This is a genomic window from Bradyrhizobium sp. USDA 4472, from assembly GCF_054058595.1.
In genome coordinates this window covers 139,972-159,725 of record NZ_JBSSAM010000002.1, presented here as the reverse complement: position 1 = coordinate 159,725, position 19,754 = coordinate 139,972, and the positions used below count along the sequence as shown (strand labels likewise).

The 19,754-nt window shown below is 60.1% G+C and carries 18 protein-coding genes and 5 pseudogenes; 13 read left to right on the top strand and 10 right to left on the bottom strand.

Going from position 1 to position 19,754, the window contains the following annotated elements; genetic code table 11:
• The first annotated feature begins 34 nt into the window (after positions 1-34).
• The 11 genes and pseudogenes from ACVWZ4_RS36265 to ACVWZ4_RS36215 form a co-directional block, all read left to right on the top strand.
• A complete protein-coding gene (locus ACVWZ4_RS36265; protein ID WP_456705522.1) occupies positions 35-646 on the top strand; it encodes a papain-like cysteine protease family protein in 612 nt (203 codons plus the stop codon).
• The gene (locus tag ACVWZ4_RS36260; protein WP_456705523.1) at positions 643-1,245 is read left to right on the top strand and encodes a hypothetical protein; all 603 of its coding nucleotides are present in this window, start codon (positions 643-645) and stop codon (positions 1,243-1,245) included. The genes ACVWZ4_RS36265 and ACVWZ4_RS36260 overlap by 4 nt, the downstream gene beginning before the upstream one ends.
• A gap of 276 nt (positions 1,246-1,521) precedes the next feature.
• Positions 1,522-2,053: pseudogene (locus ACVWZ4_RS36255) on the top strand (transposase); the annotation flags it as partial.
• An 88-nt stretch (positions 2,054-2,141) separates the two neighbouring features.
• The gene (gene tnpA, locus ACVWZ4_RS36250) at positions 2,142-2,504 is read left to right on the top strand and encodes an IS66-like element accessory protein TnpA (protein WP_456790533.1); all 363 of its coding nucleotides are present in this window, start codon (positions 2,142-2,144) and stop codon (positions 2,502-2,504) included.
• A 12-nt stretch (positions 2,505-2,516) separates the two neighbouring features.
• Positions 2,517-2,936: an IS66-like element accessory protein TnpA gene (gene tnpA, locus ACVWZ4_RS36245; protein WP_310880253.1), complete on the top strand. Its 420-nt coding sequence runs from the start codon at positions 2,517-2,519 to the stop codon at positions 2,934-2,936.
• Positions 2,936-3,283, top strand: coding sequence for an IS66 family insertion sequence element accessory protein TnpB (gene tnpB, locus ACVWZ4_RS36240; protein WP_141340086.1), 348 nt, complete (start codon positions 2,936-2,938; stop codon positions 3,281-3,283). Before tnpA (ACVWZ4_RS36245) ends, tnpB (ACVWZ4_RS36240) begins: the two co-directional genes overlap by 1 nt.
• Positions 3,284-3,354: 71 nt before the next feature.
• A complete protein-coding gene (gene tnpC / locus ACVWZ4_RS36235) occupies positions 3,355-5,010 on the top strand; it encodes an IS66 family transposase (RefSeq protein WP_456700491.1) in 1,656 nt (551 codons plus the stop codon).
• Positions 5,010-5,300: a hypothetical protein gene (locus tag ACVWZ4_RS36230; protein ID WP_456700490.1), complete on the top strand. Its 291-nt coding sequence runs from the start codon at positions 5,010-5,012 to the stop codon at positions 5,298-5,300. The genes tnpC (ACVWZ4_RS36235) and ACVWZ4_RS36230 overlap by 1 nt, the downstream gene beginning before the upstream one ends.
• Positions 5,301-5,528: 228 nt before the next feature.
• On the top strand, positions 5,529-5,849 hold the full coding sequence (gene tnpB, locus ACVWZ4_RS36225) for an IS66 family insertion sequence element accessory protein TnpB (RefSeq protein ID WP_430642467.1): 321 nt from the start codon (positions 5,529-5,531) through the stop codon (positions 5,847-5,849).
• A gap of 47 nt (positions 5,850-5,896) precedes the next feature.
• Positions 5,897-7,549, top strand: a complete 1,653-nt coding sequence (gene tnpC / locus ACVWZ4_RS36220; RefSeq protein WP_456790325.1) for an IS66 family transposase — start codon at positions 5,897-5,899, stop codon at positions 7,547-7,549.
• A gap of 62 nt (positions 7,550-7,611) precedes the next feature.
• Positions 7,612-8,010, top strand: a pseudogene (locus ACVWZ4_RS36215) (DDE-type integrase/transposase/recombinase); the annotation flags it as partial.
• 257 nt (positions 8,011-8,267) lie between these two features.
• Here the strand turns inward: ACVWZ4_RS36215 and ACVWZ4_RS36210 are convergent.
• Entirely contained in the window at positions 8,268-9,290 is a 1,023-nt protein-coding gene (locus ACVWZ4_RS36210; protein ID WP_456705524.1) for an IS110 family RNA-guided transposase, read from the bottom strand.
• Between the two features lie 68 nt (positions 9,291-9,358).
• Between ACVWZ4_RS36210 and ACVWZ4_RS36205 the strand changes: the two are divergent.
• Positions 9,359-9,637 (top strand): annotated as a pseudogene (locus ACVWZ4_RS36205) (integrase core domain-containing protein); the annotation flags it as partial.
• Positions 9,638-9,824: 187 nt separating this feature from the next.
• On the opposite strand, the gene ACVWZ4_RS36200 reads toward ACVWZ4_RS36205, so the two are convergent.
• Positions 9,825-10,814: an ABC transporter substrate-binding protein gene (locus ACVWZ4_RS36200; RefSeq protein ID WP_456705525.1), complete on the bottom strand. Its 990-nt coding sequence runs from the start codon at positions 10,812-10,814 to the stop codon at positions 9,825-9,827.
• Between the two features lie 383 nt (positions 10,815-11,197).
• Positions 11,198-13,135: an ATP-binding protein gene (locus ACVWZ4_RS36195; RefSeq protein ID WP_456734509.1), complete on the bottom strand. Its 1,938-nt coding sequence runs from the start codon at positions 13,133-13,135 to the stop codon at positions 11,198-11,200.
• On the opposite strand from ACVWZ4_RS36195, the gene ACVWZ4_RS36190 reads away from it, so the two are divergent.
• Positions 13,112-13,627, top strand: a complete 516-nt coding sequence (locus tag ACVWZ4_RS36190) for a hypothetical protein (protein ID WP_456734508.1) — start codon at positions 13,112-13,114, stop codon at positions 13,625-13,627. The genes ACVWZ4_RS36195 and ACVWZ4_RS36190 overlap by 24 nt on opposite strands.
• Before the next feature lie 541 nt (positions 13,628-14,168).
• Here ACVWZ4_RS36190 and ACVWZ4_RS36185 read toward each other — a convergent pair.
• The 7 genes and pseudogenes from ACVWZ4_RS36185 to ACVWZ4_RS36155 all read right to left on the bottom strand — a co-directional run.
• Entirely contained in the window at positions 14,169-14,519 is a 351-nt protein-coding gene (locus ACVWZ4_RS36185; protein WP_456705527.1) for an ABC transporter substrate binding protein, read from the bottom strand.
• A gap of 31 nt (positions 14,520-14,550) precedes the next feature.
• Positions 14,551-15,180: an ABC transporter substrate binding protein gene (locus ACVWZ4_RS36180; RefSeq protein WP_456705528.1), complete on the bottom strand. Its 630-nt coding sequence runs from the start codon at positions 15,178-15,180 to the stop codon at positions 14,551-14,553.
• 262 nt (positions 15,181-15,442) lie between these two features.
• Positions 15,443-16,099 carry a DUF2865 domain-containing protein gene (locus ACVWZ4_RS36175; RefSeq protein WP_456705529.1) on the bottom strand — a complete coding sequence of 219 codons (657 nt, stop codon included), beginning with the start codon at positions 16,097-16,099 and terminating at the stop codon, positions 15,443-15,445.
• A 1,138-nt stretch (positions 16,100-17,237) separates the two neighbouring features.
• Positions 17,238-17,642: a hypothetical protein gene (locus tag ACVWZ4_RS36170; RefSeq protein ID WP_456705530.1), complete on the bottom strand. Its 405-nt coding sequence runs from the start codon at positions 17,640-17,642 to the stop codon at positions 17,238-17,240.
• Between the two features lie 225 nt (positions 17,643-17,867).
• Positions 17,868-18,131 carry a phage integrase central domain-containing protein gene (locus ACVWZ4_RS36165; RefSeq protein ID WP_456705531.1) on the bottom strand — a complete coding sequence of 88 codons (264 nt, stop codon included), beginning with the start codon at positions 18,129-18,131 and terminating at the stop codon, positions 17,868-17,870.
• Positions 18,132-18,192: 61 nt separating this feature from the next.
• A pseudogene (locus tag ACVWZ4_RS36160) lies at positions 18,193-18,402 on the bottom strand (integrase arm-type DNA-binding domain-containing protein); the annotation flags it as partial.
• 967 nt (positions 18,403-19,369) lie between these two features.
• Positions 19,370-19,471, bottom strand: a pseudogene (locus ACVWZ4_RS36155) (DUF2934 domain-containing protein); the annotation flags it as partial.
• Between the last annotated feature and the right edge of the window lie 283 nt (positions 19,472-19,754).

The following is a 19,754-nucleotide window of genomic DNA, read 5'->3' as shown; positions in this document are numbered from 1 at the left end:
GCTAACCTATCAGCTTATTCTCGAGGTAACTCAAATGACATCAGTCGCGGGAGAAGGCGAACGCGCCTTAGGCTCGGTGTGTGATCCGATCAAACTAGGCTCAGTCCACGATTCAACCTGGAAGGCTCTAGATTTTCACCTTGAGTATCAAGAGAAGACCAATTGGTGCTGGGCGGCCTTAGCGGTCAGCGTTGCTAAGACTTACGTTTCATCAGGCAAGTACTCTCAATGCGAGATTGCAAACGGTGAACTCGGCAGGACGGACTGTTGCAAACAAGACAAGGATGAGCCGTGCAATGTATTTGGGTATCTTATGTCGTCGCTCAATCGTCTCGACCGCTTTGAACAATGGAATGTCCGACGACCTGAAAAGTCCGAGCGTTTAAGGCTTCAAGTGCGAGACGCGATTCAAGCTGAGATTCGAAGCGAGATAGACCAAGGTCGTCCCTTGTGCGCGCGCATTGCCTGGTTAGGGGGTGGCGAGCATTTCGTTGCGATCTACGGCTATGCTGGCGACACTGAGGTGGATGCAGTAGCTATCGCAGATCCATGGTGGGGCTTGTCAGACATAGATTGGAGCGACTTTCCCGCTCTTTACCGGATGGGGGCCGTCTATACGGACAGTTATCACACGAGGGCGCCATGACAGCTTACCTTTCAGCAAATTCGCAAGAAGCTAAGAAAGCTGCGCTAGATGGCATTCGAAAACGTGCCGCGACCAGAGGATTTCTTACGCCAAAGTTGAAGAAGGCAAAGCCAGACGCTCTTCAGCTATGTTGGGGGCACAGGCTCGGCTTTGTGCGGCTCAACGAAGTACCTAAGGACGGAAATATCAGAGCTGCCGCGAGGATTTCAGGATGGCGGTTCTTTGTTGTCGAGTCCGATGAGGCTATCGCAGCAGCACACGTTATGAGAGATGAGCATGGAGAACTCCGGCTATGCGAATTGAACGAGGGGCAGTTCGTCAGCGGCACTCTGGATGTTCTCAAAGACATTCTCGCTGATTTTAACGATGGCAGCAAAAACGGAACAAGATTGCCGTCTTTCGAGCTTTTACTTTTGATTGTTCCAGCACTTTGCTCGGTCAACTGGTGGGCGCAGTTCGAGGACCAAGCCAATGATTGGATTGCGCCCGTCAGCCCAACCCTTAGCCGTATCGAGTCAAAGCGTCTTTCGCCGAAAGAACTGCTTGGGGCTCTTAACGATGAGTACGAACATGCGGCGCAGGTTATGGAGACGTCCTAGCTAGGGCTCGACCAACGACAGAGCCGACGGTAGCAGTCAGACATGCATCCGCGACAGGCAGGCTTGGGCCGCGCACGCTTAGCGGTATATCGAACAGGACGCAGACGCCCAGCGTAAAGTTGTTCAGCAAATGTGAGGCGCACTTGAGGGTCGAGAGGCGGCGTTCCGATGAACCCCCGGGTAGCCGATTTAGGGTCCCCTGCAAAGGAGAGCCATCGAGCCACTGAGTATTTCCTCCAGAAGGAGCTAGAGTCCGCCCCGAAGAAGGACGGACAGATGAAGCGAGCACGGTTCACGGAAGAGCAAATTATTGCGGTGCTGAAGGAGCATGAGGCCGGGGCGAAGACGGCCGATCTGGCTCGCAAGCACGGGATCTCCGAGGCACGATCTACAATTGGAAGGCCAAATTCGGCGGCATGGACGTTTCCGAAGCGAAGCGGTTGAGGGCCCTGGAGGAGGAGAACGGAAAGCTGAAGAAGCTTCTGGCCGAACAGATGCTCGATGCAGCCGCACTCCGTGAGCTCCTTTCAAAAAAATGGTAGGGCCCGCCGCCAAGCGCGCTGCGGTCGCGCATCTGCAGGCCGTCGTGAGCCTGTCGGAGCGGCGGGCCTGCTCGATCGTGGGTGCGGATCGGAAGATGATCCGCTATCGCTCCAGCCGCCCGCAGGACGCAGTTCTGCGGGGCCGGTTGCGCGATCTCGCCAACGAGCGGCGGCGTTTCGGCTATCGCCGCCTGTTCGTCCTGCTGCGGCGCGAGGGCGAGCCATCGGGGATCGACCGGATCTACCGGCTTTATCGCGAGGAAGGGCGTACGCATCCGACGGGGGCCGTCTTGCGTGACGGATGGTAATTGGCGAAGCGTGTGACCTTAAGTCTAGCTTTAAGGTCATCAGGCGATGCGGGTCGAGGTTTTGGGCGGGCTGGAGCGGCGGCGGCGCTGGTCGCAGGACGACAAGGCACGGATTGTCGAGGAGACGTTGGCGCCGGGCGCGAAGGTGACTGAGGTTGCGCGTCGCAACGGAGTAGCGGCCAGCCTGGTGTTTACCTGGCGTCGACAAGCACGGACATCGGAACAAATTGTACCATCTTTTACGCCGGTGCAGATCGCCGCCGTAGCGGCATCGGCTGAGGAAACTCCGAAGCTTTTGCCTACGGTTGATGGCCGAGTTCGCTCCGTGGCAGCCGCGCGTACTGGTTTGATAGAGATTGATCGTATCGCTCCGGCGAGGGCCGCCTTGCGCGCTGAGGACGGAGGATGAAGACATAGGCGTATGACTGACCATACGCCTATTTCGAAGGTCTCCCGATTGGAAGTAGTTTCGACTGGCGCCCGCCGTCGTTGGACAGTGGACGAGAAGCAGCGGATCGTTGCTGAGAGTTATGATGGTTCCCGGTTGGTGTCGGCGACGGCGCGGCGCAACGGGTTGTCCACGAGCCAGTTGTTCACGTGGCGACGGTTGGCGCGCGAGGGTCGGCTGGGCGGGGATGCAGCGCCATTGCTTGTTCCTGTGGAGATCACTTCGACACCAACTCCGGCATCGGCCGTGGTCGCGCAGACAAGGCCATCGCCGGCTAAAGAGCGCGCGAAGGTAGGCATAATCGAGATCGAGCTTAGCGGCTGTCGGGTCCGCGTTGACCGTGACGTGGACACTGAAGCACTGCAGCGGGTCCTCGAGCTTCTGAGGCGGTGATGATTCCGATCCCAAGCAACGTCAGGGTCTGGATTGCCACCGGTCACACAGACATGCGCCGCGGCATGCAAAGCCTGGCGCTCGCGGTCCAGGAGAGTTTGAAGCGTGACCCGCATGCGGGGGATCTCTACATCTTCCGCGGCCGCCGCGGTGATCTGCTCAAGATTCTTTGGCACGACGGGTTAGGCATGTCGCTGTATGCCAAGCGCTTGGACCGCGGCAAGTTTATCTGGCCTGCGACGTCGGGAGATGCGGTATCGATCTCAGCGGCTCAGATGGCTTATATGCTGGAAGGGATCGACTGGAGGAATCCGCAACTAACATGGCGACCGCAGAGCGCCGGCTGAGCGAAATAAAATATGAGATCATGCGCATTTTGGGGCACCACAAAGCACTGAATTTGTGATTCTCTGGTTGCATGGACACGCCTCGCGACGCTCTTCCCGAAGACATAGCCGCTCTGAAAGAGGCGTTGGCGAGCGAACGCGCGAAGGCTCTGGATATTGCAGCGGAGCTTGCGGTCGCCCGTGCCAAGGCGTCGGAAGACAGTGCGCTGATTGCCCGCCAGAAGCTGCGGATCGCCAAGCTTGAGCGCCAGGTCCACGGGCAAAGATCAGAACGCTCGTCTCGTCTGATCGACCAGTTAGCGCTTACGTTTGAAGAGCTGGAATCCAGCGCCACCGAAGACGAGCTTGCGGCCGAGAGAGCTGTCGCCAGGACAACGACCGTGCGCGGATTTACGCGCACGCGTCCCGAACGCAATACCTTCCCTGATCATCTTCCCCGCGAGCGCGTGGTGATCGATTCGCCAACGACGTGTGAATGCTGCGGCGGCAATCGCCTGCGCAAGCTTGGTGAGGATGTGACCCGGACCCTGGAATCAATACCGCGCCAGTGGAAAGTGGTCGAGACGGTGCGGGAAAAGTTCACCTGCCGGGACTGCGAGAAAATCAGTCAGGCACCGGCGCCATTCCATGTGATTCCGCGAGGATGGGCGGGGCCGAGCCTGCTGGCCATGCTCCTCTATGAGAAGTTCGGCCAGCATCAGCCTCTGAACCGGCAGACTGAGCGTTACGCGCTGGAGGGCGTGCCCGTCAGTCTGTCGACCGCAGCCGACGCTGTTGGGGCTTGCTGCACGGTATTGGAGCCGCTATCGCGCCTGTTGGAAGCCCACGTCATGGCAGCTGAACGCCTCCACGGCGACGACACCACCGTGCCCGTGTTGGCCTTGGGCAAGTGCGATGTCGCTCGATGCTGGGTCTATGTGAAGGACGACCGCCCCTTCGGCGGCTCAGATCCGCCGGCAGCAATGTTTTATTACTCGCGCGATCGAAGGGGCGAGCATCCGCAGGCGCATCTGACCAACTATAGCGGCATCCTGCAGGCCGACGCCTTCGGTGGATACACCAAACTCTACGAGCCCCAGCGAAGTCCTGGGCCTATCAGGGAAGCGGCCTGTTGGGTCCATGCCCGGCGGCCGTTCTTCGCCATGGCGGATCTTGAGGAGAACGCGCGGCGCAAAGCGGCCGGAAAGCAGGAGATCGTCATCTCGCCCGTCGCCATGGAGATCGTGCGCCGCATCGACGCTCTGTTCGAGATAGAGCGCTCTATCAATGGCCAAAGCGCCGATCACCGAAGAGCTGTTCGCCAGGCGCAGAGCGCGCCGCTGGTCGCCGATCTGGAAGCCTATATGCGCGAGCAGTGCGCCAAGCTCACCCGCGGTCACGATCTGGCCAAGGCCATGAACTACATGTTCAAGCGCTGGACCTCCTTCACCCGCTTCCTCGACGATGGCCGCGTCTGCCTCTCGAACAATGCAGCCGAAAGAGCGCTGCGCGGCATCGCATTGGGCAGAAAGTCGTGGTTATTCTGTGGGTCCGACCGCGGAGGGCGCCGAGCCGCCGCCATGTATAGCCTCATCGTCTCTGCCAAGATGAACGACGTCGATCCTCAGGCCTGGCTCGCCGATGTACTCGCTCGCATCGCCACCCACTCCGCCCACAGGCTCGATGAGCTGCTGCCCTGGAACTGGAAGACAGCGCAACAGCAAGGCCTTGCGGCACAGGCGGCTTGATGGGACACGTCAACAAGGTTAGCCACGTGTTCACTCTCAGCCATGTTGCTGAGATGCTCGGCGAAGACGGGGAATGGCTGTTCGAGGTCGCCGAAGAAATGGACACCGAGGATGGCCAGCTATGGGTCGTCGGCGTCGGTGAAGACGGGGTGATGGCGTTCACCGATGACGGGATCGAGAACCTCAAAGAGCTGATCGCAATCCACAAGGACGCTCCTTGGATTATTGAAGAACGCCGCCAGGTACTCGCGGCGATCGTTAAGCCGAAGGCCGAAAAGCCCGAGGTTTAGCCGCTAACCGGACAAACCAGCCCGCCCGCGGCCTACGCCGCATGCTTACGGACAAGCAGTAGTTATGCCGCCGCCCGATCGTCCCGCCCGCGGCCTACGCCGCATGCTTACGATTGATCTCGGCAACCGACGGTGCATCCGGGTGGATGCGCACGTCGATCCGGAGGCGCTGGCGCGGGTCCTCGATGTGCTTGGACGCCGATGATTGCTATACCGGGGAATGTGCGAGTGTGGCTCGCGACAGGCTACACGGATATGCGCAGAGGCTTTCCGTCGCTGGCACTCCAAGTGCAGGAGGTGCTGCACAAAGACCCGCTCAGCGGTCATCTGTTCGTCTTCCGCGGTCGCCGCAGCGATCTTGTGAAGGCGATCTGGCACGATGGCCAGGGAGCCTGCTTGTTCACAAAAAGACTCGAGAGAGGAAAGTTCATCTGGCCATCGGTTGCCGGTGAATCGGTAACGATCTCGCCGGCGCAGTTGAGCTATCTGCTGTCCGGGATCGATTGGCGTAACCCTCAAGAAACCCATCGGCCGACGCGGGTCGGATAGCCGCTTTTACGGTTTGAATCTGCTGCTTGATCTGATTCAATGGCTTCATGATATCGAAGCCGGACGATCTTCCATCGGACCTTGCGAGTGCCCTGGCGGCGCTGCAGGCCGAGCGTGAGGCGCGGCTGCGAGCCGAGGCGGTGGCTGCCAGTGCGCAGGCGGAGCTGTCGGACAACGAGGCGCTGATCGCGCATCTCGAGCTGCGGATCGAGATGCTCAAACGCGAACTGTACGGGCAGCGCTCCGAGCGCTCGGCACGGCTGCTCGAGCAGCTGGAGTTGGAGCTCGAAGAACTCGTCACCACGGCGAGCGAGGATGAGCTTGCCGCGCAGGCCGCAGCGGCGAAGACGCAGAACGTCCGCCCCTTCATGCGCAAGCGGCCGGTGCGCAAGCCATGGCCGGATGACGTCGAACGCGAGCGCGTCGTCATTGAGGCTCCAACGACCTGTGCCTGCTGCGGTGGATCGCGGCTGGCGAAGATCGGTGAGGATGTGACCAAGACGCTGGAGGAGATCCCGCGCCGCTTCAAGCTGATCGAGACGGTACGCGAGAAGTTCACCTGCCGCGATTGCGAGAAGATCAGCCAGCCGCCCGCGCCGTTCCACGCCACGCCGCGCGGCTTCATCGGCCCACAATTGCTGGCGACGATCCTGTTCGACAAGTTCGGCATGCATATCCCGCTCAACCGCCAGAGTGCGCGCTTCAAGGCCGAGGGGATCGACCTGCCGTTGTCGACGCTGGCCGACCAGGTCGGCCACGGGACCTTCGCCGTCATGCCGCTCTTCCACTTGATCGAACGCCATGTGCTCGCGGCCGAGCGCCTTCATGGCGATGACACCACCATCCGTATCCTGGCGAAGGGCAAGTGCACGACCGGGCGGATCTGGACTTATGTGCGGGATGACCGGCCCTTCGCCGGGCCTGCGCCGCCGGCGGCGGTCTATTACGCCTCGAGCGACCGACGAGGCGAGCATCCCCAGAAGCATCTGGCCGCCTTCGCCGGTATCCTGCAAGCCGATTGCTACAACGGCTTCGAGCCGCTGTTCGACCCGCAGAAGAAGGTGCTGCCGATCACGCCGGCGTTTTGCTTTGCCCATGCGCGGCGGGGCTTCTTCGAGCTGGCTGACATCGAGAAAAATGCCCGGGAAGGTAAGAAGGGCAAACCGGTCTCTCCGATCGCGCTGGAGGCGGTCAGACGCCTCGATGCGTTGTTCGAGATCGAGCGCGCCATCAACGGCCGCGGCGCCGACGAGCGGCGCGCCGTGCGCCAGGAAAAGAGCAAGCCGCTCCTCGGCGACATGCACGCCTGGTTGTTGCGCGAGCGCGAAACCCTCTCTCGCTCCTCCGACGTCCTGAAGCCTATGAATTACATGCTCAGGCGCTGGGACGACTTCGGCCGCTTCCTCGACGATGGCAGGATCTGCTTGACCAACAATTGTGCTGAGCGCGCATTGAGAGGCATCGCCTTGGGAAGGCGCAACTGGACCTTCGCCGGCAGCCAGCGTGGTGCCGACCGTGCCGCCATCATGCTGACGATGATCACGACCTGTCGTCTCAACGACGTCGATCCGAAAGCCTGGCTCGCCGACGTCCTCGCCCGCATCGCCGATCTTCCCGCATCGCGTCTGCACGAACTGCTGCCCTGGGAATGGAAGCTCCTGCGCAAAGCCGACAAACCCGCCGATCAGCAGGCCGCCTGACGCAACGCCAAGCCATCATAGAGCTCGCCGCTCTCACGCGCATGTGCCAATCTGGCGGCCTTCGTCGTATGCGTACGGAAGGGCTCACCGTCCGCAAGCGGCGGGCTCGCCGCAAGGCCGCGGGGAGCCGGGCCCCGATCCTAGTCGAGGCCTAGCCAAATGCCCGCTGGTCGTTGGACTTCGTCCACGACCAGTTCGCCAATGGCCGACGCTTCCGCATCCTCAACATCGTCGACGACGTCACCAAGGAATGCCTGGGCGCTATTCCGGACACGTCGATCTCGGGGCGGCGCGTGGCCCGCGAACTCACGGCAATCGTCGAGCGACGCCGCAAGCCAGGAATGATCGTGTCCGACCATGGCACCGAGTTCACCTGCAACGCCATGCTGGCTTGGTGCAAGGACGCAGCCATCGATTGGCACTTCATCGCACCGGGAAAGCCCATGCAGAATGGCTTCGTGTATAGACGGCCCCGCGGATGCAAGAGATTTCAGCAGCACTTTGGTTACCGGTCGGGTGCGTTCATGTATACGGCCTGTTAGTGCGACCGATGCCATGGCCGCTGGCCCTGATCGAGTTCGCGGATCGAGGCCTCATCAACGGGTCGCGCTTGTTGCGCTTAAAACTCTTCGGGCTTTCTCGATCCCCAGCTCCGCCGGTTTCCATCACGCTGTCATCTGCCCTCACTCCTTAGGGTGGCCAAAAAAAGCGCGGCAGCTCAGGCCGCGAGCTTAGGCCGATAGAACTCACCGGTCGTCATCATTGCCCAGATGATCCGAGCCAACTTGTTGGCGACAGCGACCGCAACAACCATGGGCCGACGCCGTTCAAGAAGGGCTTCGATCCAGCCAGCTCCGACCCGGGACCGGGCCTTTGGACACCGAACGACGTTGCGTGCCCCGATGACAAGCAAGTGCCTGAGATAGGAATCGCCCTGCTTTGTTATGCGGCCGAGCCTGTCCTTCCCGCCGGTGGAATTTTGTCTAGGCGTCAGGCCAAGCCAGGCCGCGAACTCCCGCCCGGAGCGGAAAATTGTCGCGTCCGGTACGGTCCCGGCGAGAGCTGTGGCCGTTATGGGACCGATCCCGGGGATCGAGGACAGCAACTTCGCCATCGGATTTACGCGCTGGATCTGAGCCAGCTCGCGCTCGATAGCCTCGACCTGCCGGTCCAATTCCTTCAGTTGGTTCACAAGGACGGCTAATGCGATCCGGGCGTGAGCCGGTAGCGTCAGTTCCTCGTCATCCAACACGTCCACCAGACCATCCACCCGTTGCCGGCCTTGCCCGACGATGATTCCGAACTCAGCAAAGTGAGCCCGAATGGCGCAGGCCGTCATGGTTCGTTGGCGGACCAATAAGCCTCTTGCACGATGAAGCATCAAGAAGCCCTGGTTCTCGCCGCTCTTGATGGGAACGAACCGCATATTGGGACGACTGACCGCTTCGCAGATCGCGGCCGCGTCAGCGGCGTCATTCTTGGCTCCTCTTCGTACGTAGGGTTTAACATAGGCCGGCGGGATCAATCTCACATCATGTCCAAACTGCCGAATCTCCCGCGCCCAGTCGTGAGCAGTCGCGCAGGCTTCGATGCCGACCAGGCAAGGTGCGAGCGAGGAGAAGAACGACACGATCTCGCCTCGCCGGAGGCGTTGGCGACCGGCCACTTGGCCTTGGCCATCAACTGCATGGATGTGAAATACGTGCTTCGAAATGTCCAACCCAATTGTCGCGAGTTCCATTGGTGAATTGCTCCTGTTACCGGGTTCGTCCATCGCCAGTATATCGCCGGCGCCGAGGAAGCGGGGCCGTCTTCCCCATCAACGGCCGGATGCGCGATGAGCTACTCAACGAGACTCTGTTCTTCGATCTCGATGATGCCCGCGCCAAAATCGCCAATTGGGTCGCCGACTACAATCTCCAGCGTCCCCACTCGTCGCTGAAATACCTGACCCCCGCGGCCTACGCCGCCCACCTCACCGCAACGGACGATCGGCTGCGCAACCCCGACCAGCTCCGCCGATCGTCCGTTGCTCCACCCGCGCCACTTGGCGTACAAACCCCCGAGACTCTAACTGCTGCTGGATGAAAATTCAGTGGCAGGTCAGGTAGTTTTTGCTTTGCGGGTCCACGGACGGACGCCTGCCTCGGGTCAATCGCGACGGTTTGGCCCGGTTTAAGTTAGGTCCGGTCTAGCTCTGACAGCCGACACAGCTGCGGCCGTGGGATGCGGCAGCGATGGGCCAATTCCAGACTAAACTCCGCACTACAAAAACCTACTCGATTACCTGGTCAGCACGGGCGACCAATCCAGCAGGGATTTCAAGGCCGAGCGTTTTTGCAGTTTTCAAGTTGATCGAGAGGACGAAGTTCGTTGGTTGGGAGACGGGGATATCCACTATCTTTGTGCCCTTGAGCACTTGGGCCACCGAGTTAGCCCACCGCTCCGGTATATCGCTGTCGACTTGCGTATAAGCCAGGAGGCCGTGACCGTTCTCGACAACGTCCGGATACCAACCTATGGACGGAAGCCGATATCTCAACGCTAACTCGGCGATAAGATATCGGTGGGTGAAATTGCCACCAAGCCCGTTAGCCATGAGTGCCTCGGCCGACTGCTGAGCCACAGTCTCAAATGCTTGATGGTAGTCCTCTTCGTCGACCCAATGGTCCATCGGGATGCCAATTATTGATACTCCTGATGCCCGGCCAGCCTCGACAACTGCGCGTCCCCAAACTCCTTCCCAATCGTAGCGATTTGAAAGGTAGGCAACACGTGATGCGGAGCTAACGGCCTGCCGCAGAATATCGAGGTGCTTCCCTTGCATCTCAATCCCCGCGTCCGCAGCGATTCCAGTAATGTTGCCCTCAGGCCGGTTAGGGTTACGCACAAATCCGGCGTCGAGCGATGGCATGTATGCAACAATCGGAATCGTGGATGTCTCTTTAGCGACCTTCGCTAAGAGTTGGTTGTCCCACGACACCATGATTACGTCGGGCTTTGCTTCGACCGCCTTGCGTGCGATCTCTGAATATCGTTCGGGCTGATCCTCCGCGCCATATATGTCTACGATCAGGTTTTTGCCCTCGCTGTAGCCAAGCTGCCGCAAGCGCTCAAGCAATCTCGCGAGAAAGGACGAAGGAGGCTTCGGGCGCTTCACATGGACGCAGTACACCACGCGATAGACCTTGGTTGGCTCAGCCGCCCGCAGCGCGCTCACCGTTGTCGTGGCCAACAATCCTGCAAGAAGATCGCGCCGTTGCATGTGACCCCCTCAAGGACCACGCTCGTGGGCTGAGAAGGTTAGCATTTTTTTTCACGCCGTCAGAGCGGTAAGATGAGGACGGCAGGTCGCCTTTGGGTCAAAATCGGCGGTCTAGCCCCCGCAAGGCGCTTCCGGTCTACACTCGACAGACGACACTTGGGACCAACCTCGGGGTAGGCAGCATCGGCCAAGAGCGGAAAAAATTGGCCCGGCGCTAGGCCTCGCCAAGCGCGTCATCTGTTCCGCGAGCCGCTACCGCTTGCCACGCTGGGACGCCTGGAAATCGAAGATGAGGATGAGGACGACGAGTAGGCGCATCTGAGCCCGGCCTGGTCCGAGCACCTCGCTCGGACGGGGAGCGCCTATCGTGATGATCAACTCGACTATGAGAGCGATCCGGGCGGCTCTGGTCGAGCGGCAGCATCCCCATCGGGCGTGCGCATGGCCAGCGCCGTGCGTATCATTCGGGCAAGATCCGACCTGAGATAGGGCTTCGCCAGCAGGAGGACACCCGGGTCGAGGCGCCCGTGATGCACGATGGCGTTGTCGGTATAGCCGGAGCTGAAGAGCACCTTGAGGCCGGGCCGCCGCCTCACGGCCTCGTCGGCGAGATGACGCCCGTTCATGAGGCCGGGCATGATTACGTCGGTGAACAGCAGATCGACGGCATCACCATGTTCGATGCGGGCCAGCGCTTCGGCGGCGTTACTCGCGAGGATCGCGGTATAGCCGAGGCTCCGCAGCTGAGCGCCAACGTAGTCGCGCACCAATGCTTCATCCTCGACCACCAGAATTGTTTCAGTTCCCCTCTCGACCTGCGTCACCGGCTGGGCACGCGCCTGCCCCTCATCGTGCTCCCCTGCCGGCGGCAGATAGATCCTAACAGTCGTTCCACATCCCTCCTCGCTGTAGATCTTGATGTGGCCGTTCGACTGCTTGACGAAGCCGTAGACCATGCTGAGGCCGAGCCCGGATCCCTTCCCGGCGTGCTTCGTGGTGAAGAACGGATCGAACACCTTGTCGCGGATCGCGGCGGGGATTCCTTGCCCGGTATCGCTAACGGCGATCATCACGTAAGGTCCCGGACGAACGTCGCCATTTGCACTCGCATAGTCCTCGTCAAGCTGGACGTTCTCGGTCTCCAGCATGAGCTTGCCGCCGGCCGGCATCGCATCTCGCGCATTTACGGCAAGATTGACGAGAGAGTTGCTCAGTTGGCTCGGATCGACCAGGGCGGCCCACACATCGTCCGCCAACATCGAAACGATCTCGACGTTGTCGCCGAGCATCGGCCGCAAAAGCCGGCCCACATCGATGACCAGCGCATTGACGTCCGTTCGGCGCGGCTGCAGCGGCTGCAAACGGGAGAAGGCGAGCAGCCGATGAGTGAGGTCCGCGCCGCGCTTGGCGGCTTCGTCGATCATTTTGGCGATGGCGGAAAGCTCTGGATTGCCGGCAACGCCGTCCTTCAGAATCTCTATGGTGCCAAGAATGACGGTGAGCATGTTGTTGAAGTCGTGCGCAACGCCTCCTGTGAGTTGGCCGACCGATTCCATTTTCTGGGCCTGCACCAGTTTCCGTTCCAGCTCGGCCTTGCTGTTCAATTCGTCCTGGGCCTGCACGAAGCTCGATCTCATCCTTTCGAGGGAGCGGGCCAGCGCATCGATCTCGTCGACCGACGATGCCACGTTGATCGGTCGAGAGAATTCCATGAGCCCGATGCGCTCACTTTCAGCCGACAACTGCTCGATCGGCCGGGCGATGCGCGTGCCGAACCATATCGCGGCAAACGACGCGATTGTTATGCAGCCGACGACAAGCGCTGCGCCAATCGCCAGCTTGCCCGCGCCCACCCATCCGAAATCCGCTGAGGGCGCGAGCGTTGCAATCCAGAAGGTTTGACCTGCAGGATGCACCGCATGGAACGATGCGAACCAGAGGTTTCCGCTTTCCTCGACCGGGATGATCTCGTTAGAAGGACGCCCGCGAGCCTGCCAGGCTCGGTATGACGCCGTTAGCGGCGCCACTCCGAGCGCGTCGACAGGCTTCAGCAATGCCTTCCTGACGGTCTCGCTCGTCCATCCCGGATGGCGCGGGAGACCGAGCGCCTCGCCGGCGTCGGTCAAAATCGCCGCCAGTCCGGAATTGGTGAAACGGACCTGCTGCGTGAAGCTCGTGATTTCACGGAGCCACACATCGCTGGTGATGGCGTAGCGATGGCCGTCCGGAGCGGTCCACCGCACCACCGCCGACAGGCCCGGCTCGCCGGACGAGACGAACCGATAGGCCGCCGTCCAATGGATATTGTCGTCCTTCGGCATCGCTGCGGCGGCCAGAAACCACGGACGCTTTCTGGCATCGTAGTCGGTCTTTCGCAGCTCGTCGCCGACCACCCGGTCGCTCTCATCGTAACTGATGAAGCGCCCGACGCCGCCGCGCACGTCCGGATCGGTGAGGCGGTTGAACCAGCGCCCGTTGGCTTCCGACGAGATCAGGATCTCGCGACCGTCGTCGCGCGCGATTGCGAACGAGGTGATGCCGCTGGTCCCTTTCAGGAGTGGGCGAAGCAGAGCGTTCGAGGCGTCGAGACGATCGACATCGATCAGTCCCTTGAGTCCCCATTCGCGTTCGAGGCGAGCGATCGCCTCGACCCTGACGAAGATCGTCTCGAAATCAGCGGTCACCTGGACGGCGGCACGGCGGCTCTCCGACGCCGCCAGCTCCTTCACCAGCGGCCGATAGAGCAAGACGTAGATGCCCATGGCGCAGATCAGCAAGGCCACGGTGACGAGCCCAACGCCTCCGAACACTAAGCTGCGCCGAATGGACCACTTGCGATCTATCTGACCCAGGTCGGGAACTTGTTCGGGCTGCAGCAAGCGATATCCCTGGTAAGAATCTTGATCGCCGGCACTGTAGGATTTCAGCGCCTTTGGGGGAACCAAGGAATGCAATCAAGCCGCCGGCTTTTGCTGCCGGTGGTCCTGTTACTAACCGCCGCTGCAAAAGACGGACCGCATGGAGTTCAAAAGCGTCGGATGGCCGCCGGTAGCCCTGTCCGGTCTGATCGCTCTGCCTCTGGATGGACATGGAAGGCGACCTGCTCCGTGAGACGATGCCGCTCGCCACTCTCATCCAGGTGGAAGAAGACGAGGATGAGGACGACGAAGAGGAGGTAGAAGATGACGAGGACGACGAGTAAGTCCGCTTAGCTAGCGGCCTGATCGGAGCGCTCAGCTCCGGCTCACCTGATGTCCGCTTTGCTGCCGGCAATGAAGCAAGAGCGGACATCGCTGGATGGCGCTGCTGTGAAGGGTTTCGGACGCCGGCCGCCCGAATACGCCGCGCCGTCAGTCATGCGGCCGGCATCCGAAACCCTTCACAATTCCTCACCTCGTCCGCGCGGGCGACCAATCCGGCGGGTATTTCGAGGCCGAGCATCCTTGCTGTTTTTAGATTGATCGCGAGGATGAATTTCGTCGGCGGAGAGACGGGGATATCCGCTATTTTGGTGCCATTGAGAACTTGGCCCACGGCATTAGCAAAGCGGTCCGTAAGATCGCTCAAGTCCGCCGCGTAAGAGAGGAGTCCGGGACCGTTCTCGACAATATCGGGAGACCAACCAATCGAGGGCAGTCGATATTTCAAGGCTAATTCAGCGATGAGTTTTCTGTGAGTGAAATTACCACCTAGCCCGTTAAACATGAGCGCGTCTGCGGACTGCTGGCCTATGGTCTCAAATGCTCGACGATAGTCCTCGTCCTCTACCCAATGGTCCATCGGTATGCCGATAATTGAAATGCCCGAACTGCGCCCAGCCTGGACAACCGCATGCCCCCAAGTCCCTTCCCAATCGTAGCGGTTTGAGAGATAGGCGATACGGGACGCAGATGGGACAGCTTGGCAGGATGTCGAGGTGTTTTCCCTGCATCTCCGTCCCGGCGTCAAAGGCGAAACCGGTGATATTGCCTTCCGGCCGAGCAGGGTTGCGCACAAATCCGGCGTCGAGCGATGGCATTTGCCAAAGAATCGGGATCGTGGATGTCTCTTTAGCGACCTGCGCTAGGAGCTGGTTGTCCCACGACACCACGATCACATCGGGCTTTGCCTGGACAGCCTTGCGTGCGATCTCCGCGTAGCGTTCTGGCCGATCCTCAGCGAAATATCCATCCGCGATCAAATTCTTACCTTCGATGTAACCGAGCTGGCGTAAGCGGTCGAATATGCGGATCGCAATGGGCCCCCGCGGCAACCGCTTGAAATGATTGCAAAACGCCAGCCGGTAGACCCTGTTTGGCTCGGCAGCTCGCACCGCGGTGGCCGTTGTCGTCGCCAACAATCCTGCAAGAAGGTCCCGCCGTCGCATGCGCCCCTCCCTCCACGGACCCACGCCTGTGGGATGAGAAGGTTAGCACTTTTTCGCGGCGCAAGAGCGATGACTAAGGACCGCAAGATCGGCTTCGGGTCAAAGGCTACCCTCGTCGACCAGCATGAACTTGGTCCGGTCACCTTTCGTAAGCGGACATACTTGCGCTCTGGGCTAACGTCAGCGACGGGCCGACAACGAAAGGAGGTCTGCAAGAGGTGACCGTCGGACATTGATTGCAACATCAATCCGCATCTATGCGTTAGTCGCGCCCAGGCACCGGCTTCGGCGTGATGGTCGCCGCCGGAAGCGGCGTGCGCGTCAACTCGGAAGACGCTAATGGCGTGAAATCTGGGCTCTGGTCGTTGCCGACCCGTATGCCGGAATAGGCGACGAGCCCGTCAGCGGTAGCGACCGCGTCGCCCGAGCGTAACGAGCCGTCCATCGCGAGATCGACTGACGCAAGACCGGCGGGATTGTGGCCGTTGCAGGTGCAATCGGCTCGCAGCGCCTTCCGATAGGCAAAGGCGTTTTCGCTATCGCCGTATCGTTCGCCGGTTGCGGTATAGGCTCTGTCGATGCTGGAGCCGAAGAACACTTTGGTGGGGCTTGCCGGACAGAAGGCTTGGCACATCTGCGCCGGCAACGCCGCGCCGCGCATCAGCGGAAAATATTTGCCGTCGCAGCTGCGCACGCAGAAAGCAGGTCCCGCGCTTACGACGACCGGCCGCGGCGGTGGTGATTGCGGATTGTTGTTAAAAGACGAGGTCTGCTGCTGTTGCTTCTGGCCGCCACCGAAAAAGAAATCAAGCAAGCCCTCGGCCGCACCCATTTCGGGCGTCAGCACCACGGGGCCAACGATGGCAACAGCAACAAGCATGTGGCGCAGCTTGCAGTGAAAGGACAATTCGGTACGCATCGCTTGCTCCACCGGACGCAAGGAACTCTCTTCAGTACTGAGGGCGTTGCGTCAAACGTGGATACGAAACGCGCTCTAAGCTGGGCGGAGAAGGGGAAATAAATAGGCGAGCGGGCGGCGCAAGCGCCACATTCCGGCCGTTATGGGACAAGGAGCCGTGATCCCACGGAGTTCGCGCCGCGTTAAAACCGACCGAAGTCCGGTGCGGGTCAAAGGCTGCCCTGGGCAGCAGCATGCTCTTGGTCGGGTCATCTCTTGGGGATCGGACATAGCAGCGCTGTGGGTGTGGACGGCTCCGGGTTGGCAAGAAGAATCTTCACGTCGCAGGATTGGTCGGAGCAGCCATGTGTTCGGCCTGTTTGTGCGATAATAACCGCTGGCCATAATGCCCTCCGCGGATCAGGTCCCTGGGCGCTGGCAAGATTCAGCCTCATGAGTTCGCTGATTCTTTCGTCGCGCCTAGCGCATTCAGCCAACAACTTGACAAAATCGTAATCCGTCGCGGCGCCGGCCCTGCTGAGAACACGCAACCACTGCGAAATGCGGTTCGCGCCCCGCCGAGTTGCAATTCAAATGGCGTTGCAAGATCTTGTTCTCGATTAAGATCCTTCTTCACGACCGCGGCTCCGCGGCCTTTTTATGAGGATGCGCAGCGTTTCCGAGCGTCGGCTCGATGCCGTGATCGATGAGCTTCTGAATGTCACTATCGCGCCAAGCGGTGATGCGCGGCCCGAGCTTCACCGGTCGGGAAAGCGACCGGACTTGACCCCGGCCCACCACGTCCTCCTCGCCAACGCCAATGGCCCATAGGGCCTAATAATTTCGCTAAGCCGCCACAGGGCTCGAGAGTTTGTGTCAGACATGCAGAACCTCACGCAATGTCGAATGCCGTGAGCGTCTGCTTTCCTTCGAACTAAAAACAGGGAGAATTAATGTGCCTGTTGTCTGAGCCCTATCGGCAAACCAGTTATGTTGGGTTCCCGTTGTGCTGATCGAGCGCCGGCAGGAATAGATCGCTGTAATGTCGCGCCAGGCGAATCATGGGGTGTCCGCCGCTCGTTTCTTCCATAGGTTCGATCTGTTTGGCGACATCGGATACAGCCTTCAGACTGACCCTCCACCTCCCCCCTCCTTATATTTAGTCTTGTAGGGGTCTTTCTCTCGCAAGGTCTTCAAAGCCTCCTTTCGGCTCCATCTCTTTTTGCTTGAAATGCTCCTCCCAAATTTGGATCAGGTCAAATCCTAGAGCCACCTTACGTTCTTTCGACCATTCCGGTGGACGGCCGCAAGCGGCGATATAGGTCCGGCAGAATATCTCAAGGAGAGTTCGCCAAAAGAAAGGGTCGTCGTGGCCGACTACGGGCGGCAAGCTCGGAGTCATCGTGCGCATCTTCAAGGAGCGGGTCTTGTTGTTGGCTGATGGCCCTAACCGCAACCGATGAAGACGTATCTGCGGCCCAGTCCCGAAACGCTGAACGAAAGCCATGGACCGTGAGGTGACGCCCAATCGGCGCAGCATCATCAAAAACACCATGTTCGACATCGGAGAGCTCAAGTCTCGTCCTGGGAAGATCGGACCTGAATCGCTGTTCAAGGCGCGGGCGGCGCGAAGTATCTCGACTGCGCGCGGCGCCAGCGGGACACGGTGTTCTCGTCCCGCTTTCATATGGCCGGCGGGGACTGCCCAAGTCGCCATTTCCAGGTCCACCTCACCCCACTGGGCTCTCTACACCTCGTTCGTTCGAGCAGCAGCAGTTAGGATCAGAAACTAAAGCCCTAGTCGCGCGAACTCGGCGGTAGGCGCCTCGGGGAGCCGCTTAACGAAGGCAGGTACGTCGGCGTAGGGGATCGCATCGAAGTGGCGGCGCTTCTCGTTCTGCCGAGGAAGCCGCATTCGGACGCCGTCGACTGGATTGTCGCCCTTGCGGTACCCAGCAGCCTTCGCCCAGTCCAGGACTGTTGCTATCCGTTGCCGGATGCGCCGCGCGGTTTCCGGCTTAGAAAGCCAGACTGGTGACAGCACCAGCAGCACGTCTGCTGTTTCGATGCTTTCAATTGCCTTCCAAGCTCTTCATCCACTGATCGGCATGCCCTTACCGTTTCTTCCAACCACCGCGGCGCTGTTCCATCGTGGATCTCGCGGCTTCCGCGAATGTTGGAATCTTCGCCCGGGCTGAGCGCTTGGCTTCGATGGGGTCCCCACCCTCTCTGGCCAGTTTTCGATACGCCAGTGCTTTTTGTCGCGCTTCAGCCAGGGAGACTAGGCGCAGACCGCCAAGGCCGATGTCGCGCCGTTTGCCTCGGACAACAGTTCGAAGGACCCATCGCTTTGCACCGGATGGATCGACGACGAGTACAAGCCGTTGCCATCACCATATCGGCCCGGCTGAGTCAGCTTGTTAATTCGCAGAGCAGATAGAGCCTTCTGTGGTTGCCGCCGGTCCATACCACATTCCATACCACATTCTGTTTGGGATTTTACAGGACGAAGGTGGACTGACGTGGATGGTCCCACAGCTTAGGTGACGGAAACTCAGCGCTAATTGGATTTTATTGAACCTAGTTGGACGCTAACGATAAGGACACTGTCGCCCCGCTGGGCCGAGGCGCGCCCGCATATCTCTACTCTATCCGAATACATAAGCCGCAGGGCTGAGCGCTCGCCTCTCAACTTCCTCCGGCTGGAGGGTGAGCTGTCATGTAGGACGTCGCAATGGTCAGAAGATGGACTGCAGCGGTGCCAAGCTGCTGCATGTCCTGATCGATCGTATATGTGCCCGCGGCGCGACGATATGCCATTGCTACAGTAGCGTAAGCATCCGTGATGAAAATGGCCGAATGGTCTTCCCCCGTCATTTCCACGACGGCTCCGGCGCTTCACTACCACGAGCGCAGCTTCAGCAGTGGCTCTGGCCATCTGTGCGTCCTCCGCAAGCGGATCAATGACGGGACGAACCGTTGCTTGCCGGACCCATCTGACGATAAGTAACTTCCTAGGAAGCGCTGCGTTCGGCCAACAACATATTGCCGATCCTCTCGGACTGCCTTCCGTCGCGGGTCAGCTTTGATCCAGTCAAACACGTTCGTCTCTCGCTCAAACAGAATTATCAAAGACCGCTCGTCGTCGAGCGTACATGGCTCGTGCCGTTGCTCAAGATCTACTTCGCTGTACATTCCGGCCAGCGCTCCTCCAGGGGCGTCCCGCTGCAAAACAGATCGTGATTTTTCCCATGAAGCGGGTGGGGCCAAAGCAACGGCGTCATTGGGCTACTACCTTGTGTCGTCATCTCGGCTGAATTTGTCGACGATTGTCCGCTCAGCCTGGAGCCAGAAATCCCAATCGCGCCCCGAAGGGCACCCACTCTGTTCCCAGAGCTCGTAAGCCTCGCCCTGATTTGTGGCCGCCGCGGCGCCGCAAAGAGCCGCTTAATCCTGCGCTAATCGCAATAGCCGCTGCACCGTGGTCTCATCTTTAATGTAGGCCGCAGCGCGTGTAGCCAGCTCAATATGATGCTTTAACTCCTGCTCGTTTTCCATGACCGCGACCTTTGCGGCTAGGCGGCTTTGCTCGAATTACGTTCGACCGTGAAAAGCGGTGCAACTATGAGCGCCTGGGCAAATCATGAGGCGGAGTTAGCGGACGGCCGCGCCGGAT

What these genes read in the sequence shown, in the direction of transcription:
- ACVWZ4_RS36265 (WP_456705522.1), top strand. Translation starts at nt 35, where the DNA reads ATGACATCAGTCGCGGGAGAAGGCGAACGCGCCTTAGGCTCGGTGTGT.
- ACVWZ4_RS36260 (WP_456705523.1), top strand. Translation starts at nt 643, where the DNA reads ATGACAGCTTACCTTTCAGCAAATTCGCAAGAAGCTAAGAAAGCTGCG.
- tnpA (WP_456790533.1), top strand. Translation starts at nt 2,142, where the DNA reads ATGCGGGTCGAGGTTTTGGGCGGGCTGGAGCGGCGGCGGCGCTGGTCG.
- tnpA (WP_310880253.1), top strand. Translation starts at nt 2,517, where the DNA reads ATGACTGACCATACGCCTATTTCGAAGGTCTCCCGATTGGAAGTAGTT.
- tnpB (WP_141340086.1), top strand. Translation starts at nt 2,936, where the DNA reads ATGATTCCGATCCCAAGCAACGTCAGGGTCTGGATTGCCACCGGTCAC.
- tnpC (WP_456700491.1), top strand. Translation starts at nt 3,355, where the DNA reads ATGGACACGCCTCGCGACGCTCTTCCCGAAGACATAGCCGCTCTGAAA.
- ACVWZ4_RS36230 (WP_456700490.1), top strand. Translation starts at nt 5,010, where the DNA reads ATGGGACACGTCAACAAGGTTAGCCACGTGTTCACTCTCAGCCATGTT.
- tnpC (WP_456790325.1), top strand. Translation starts at nt 5,897, where the DNA reads ATGATATCGAAGCCGGACGATCTTCCATCGGACCTTGCGAGTGCCCTG.
- ACVWZ4_RS36210 (WP_456705524.1), bottom strand. Translation starts at nt 9,290, where the DNA reads ATGGAACTCGCGACAATTGGGTTGGACATTTCGAAGCACGTATTTCAC.
- ACVWZ4_RS36200 (WP_456705525.1), bottom strand. Translation starts at nt 10,814, where the DNA reads ATGCAACGGCGCGATCTTCTTGCAGGATTGTTGGCCACGACAACGGTG.
- ACVWZ4_RS36190 (WP_456734508.1), top strand. Translation starts at nt 13,112, where the DNA reads ATGGATATTGTCGTCCTTCGGCATCGCTGCGGCGGCCAGAAACCACGG.
- ACVWZ4_RS36195 (WP_456734509.1), bottom strand. Translation starts at nt 13,135, where the DNA reads ATGCCGAAGGACGACAATATCCATTGGACGGCGGCCTATCGGTTCGTC.
- ACVWZ4_RS36185 (WP_456705527.1), bottom strand. Translation starts at nt 14,519, where the DNA reads ATGTTTAACGGGCTAGGTGGTAATTTCACTCACAGAAAACTCATCGCT.
- ACVWZ4_RS36180 (WP_456705528.1), bottom strand. Translation starts at nt 15,180, where the DNA reads ATGCGACGGCGGGACCTTCTTGCAGGATTGTTGGCGACGACAACGGCC.
- ACVWZ4_RS36175 (WP_456705529.1), bottom strand. Translation starts at nt 16,099, where the DNA reads ATGCGTACCGAATTGTCCTTTCACTGCAAGCTGCGCCACATGCTTGTT.
- ACVWZ4_RS36170 (WP_456705530.1), bottom strand. Translation starts at nt 17,642, where the DNA reads ATGTCGAACATGGTGTTTTTGATGATGCTGCGCCGATTGGGCGTCACC.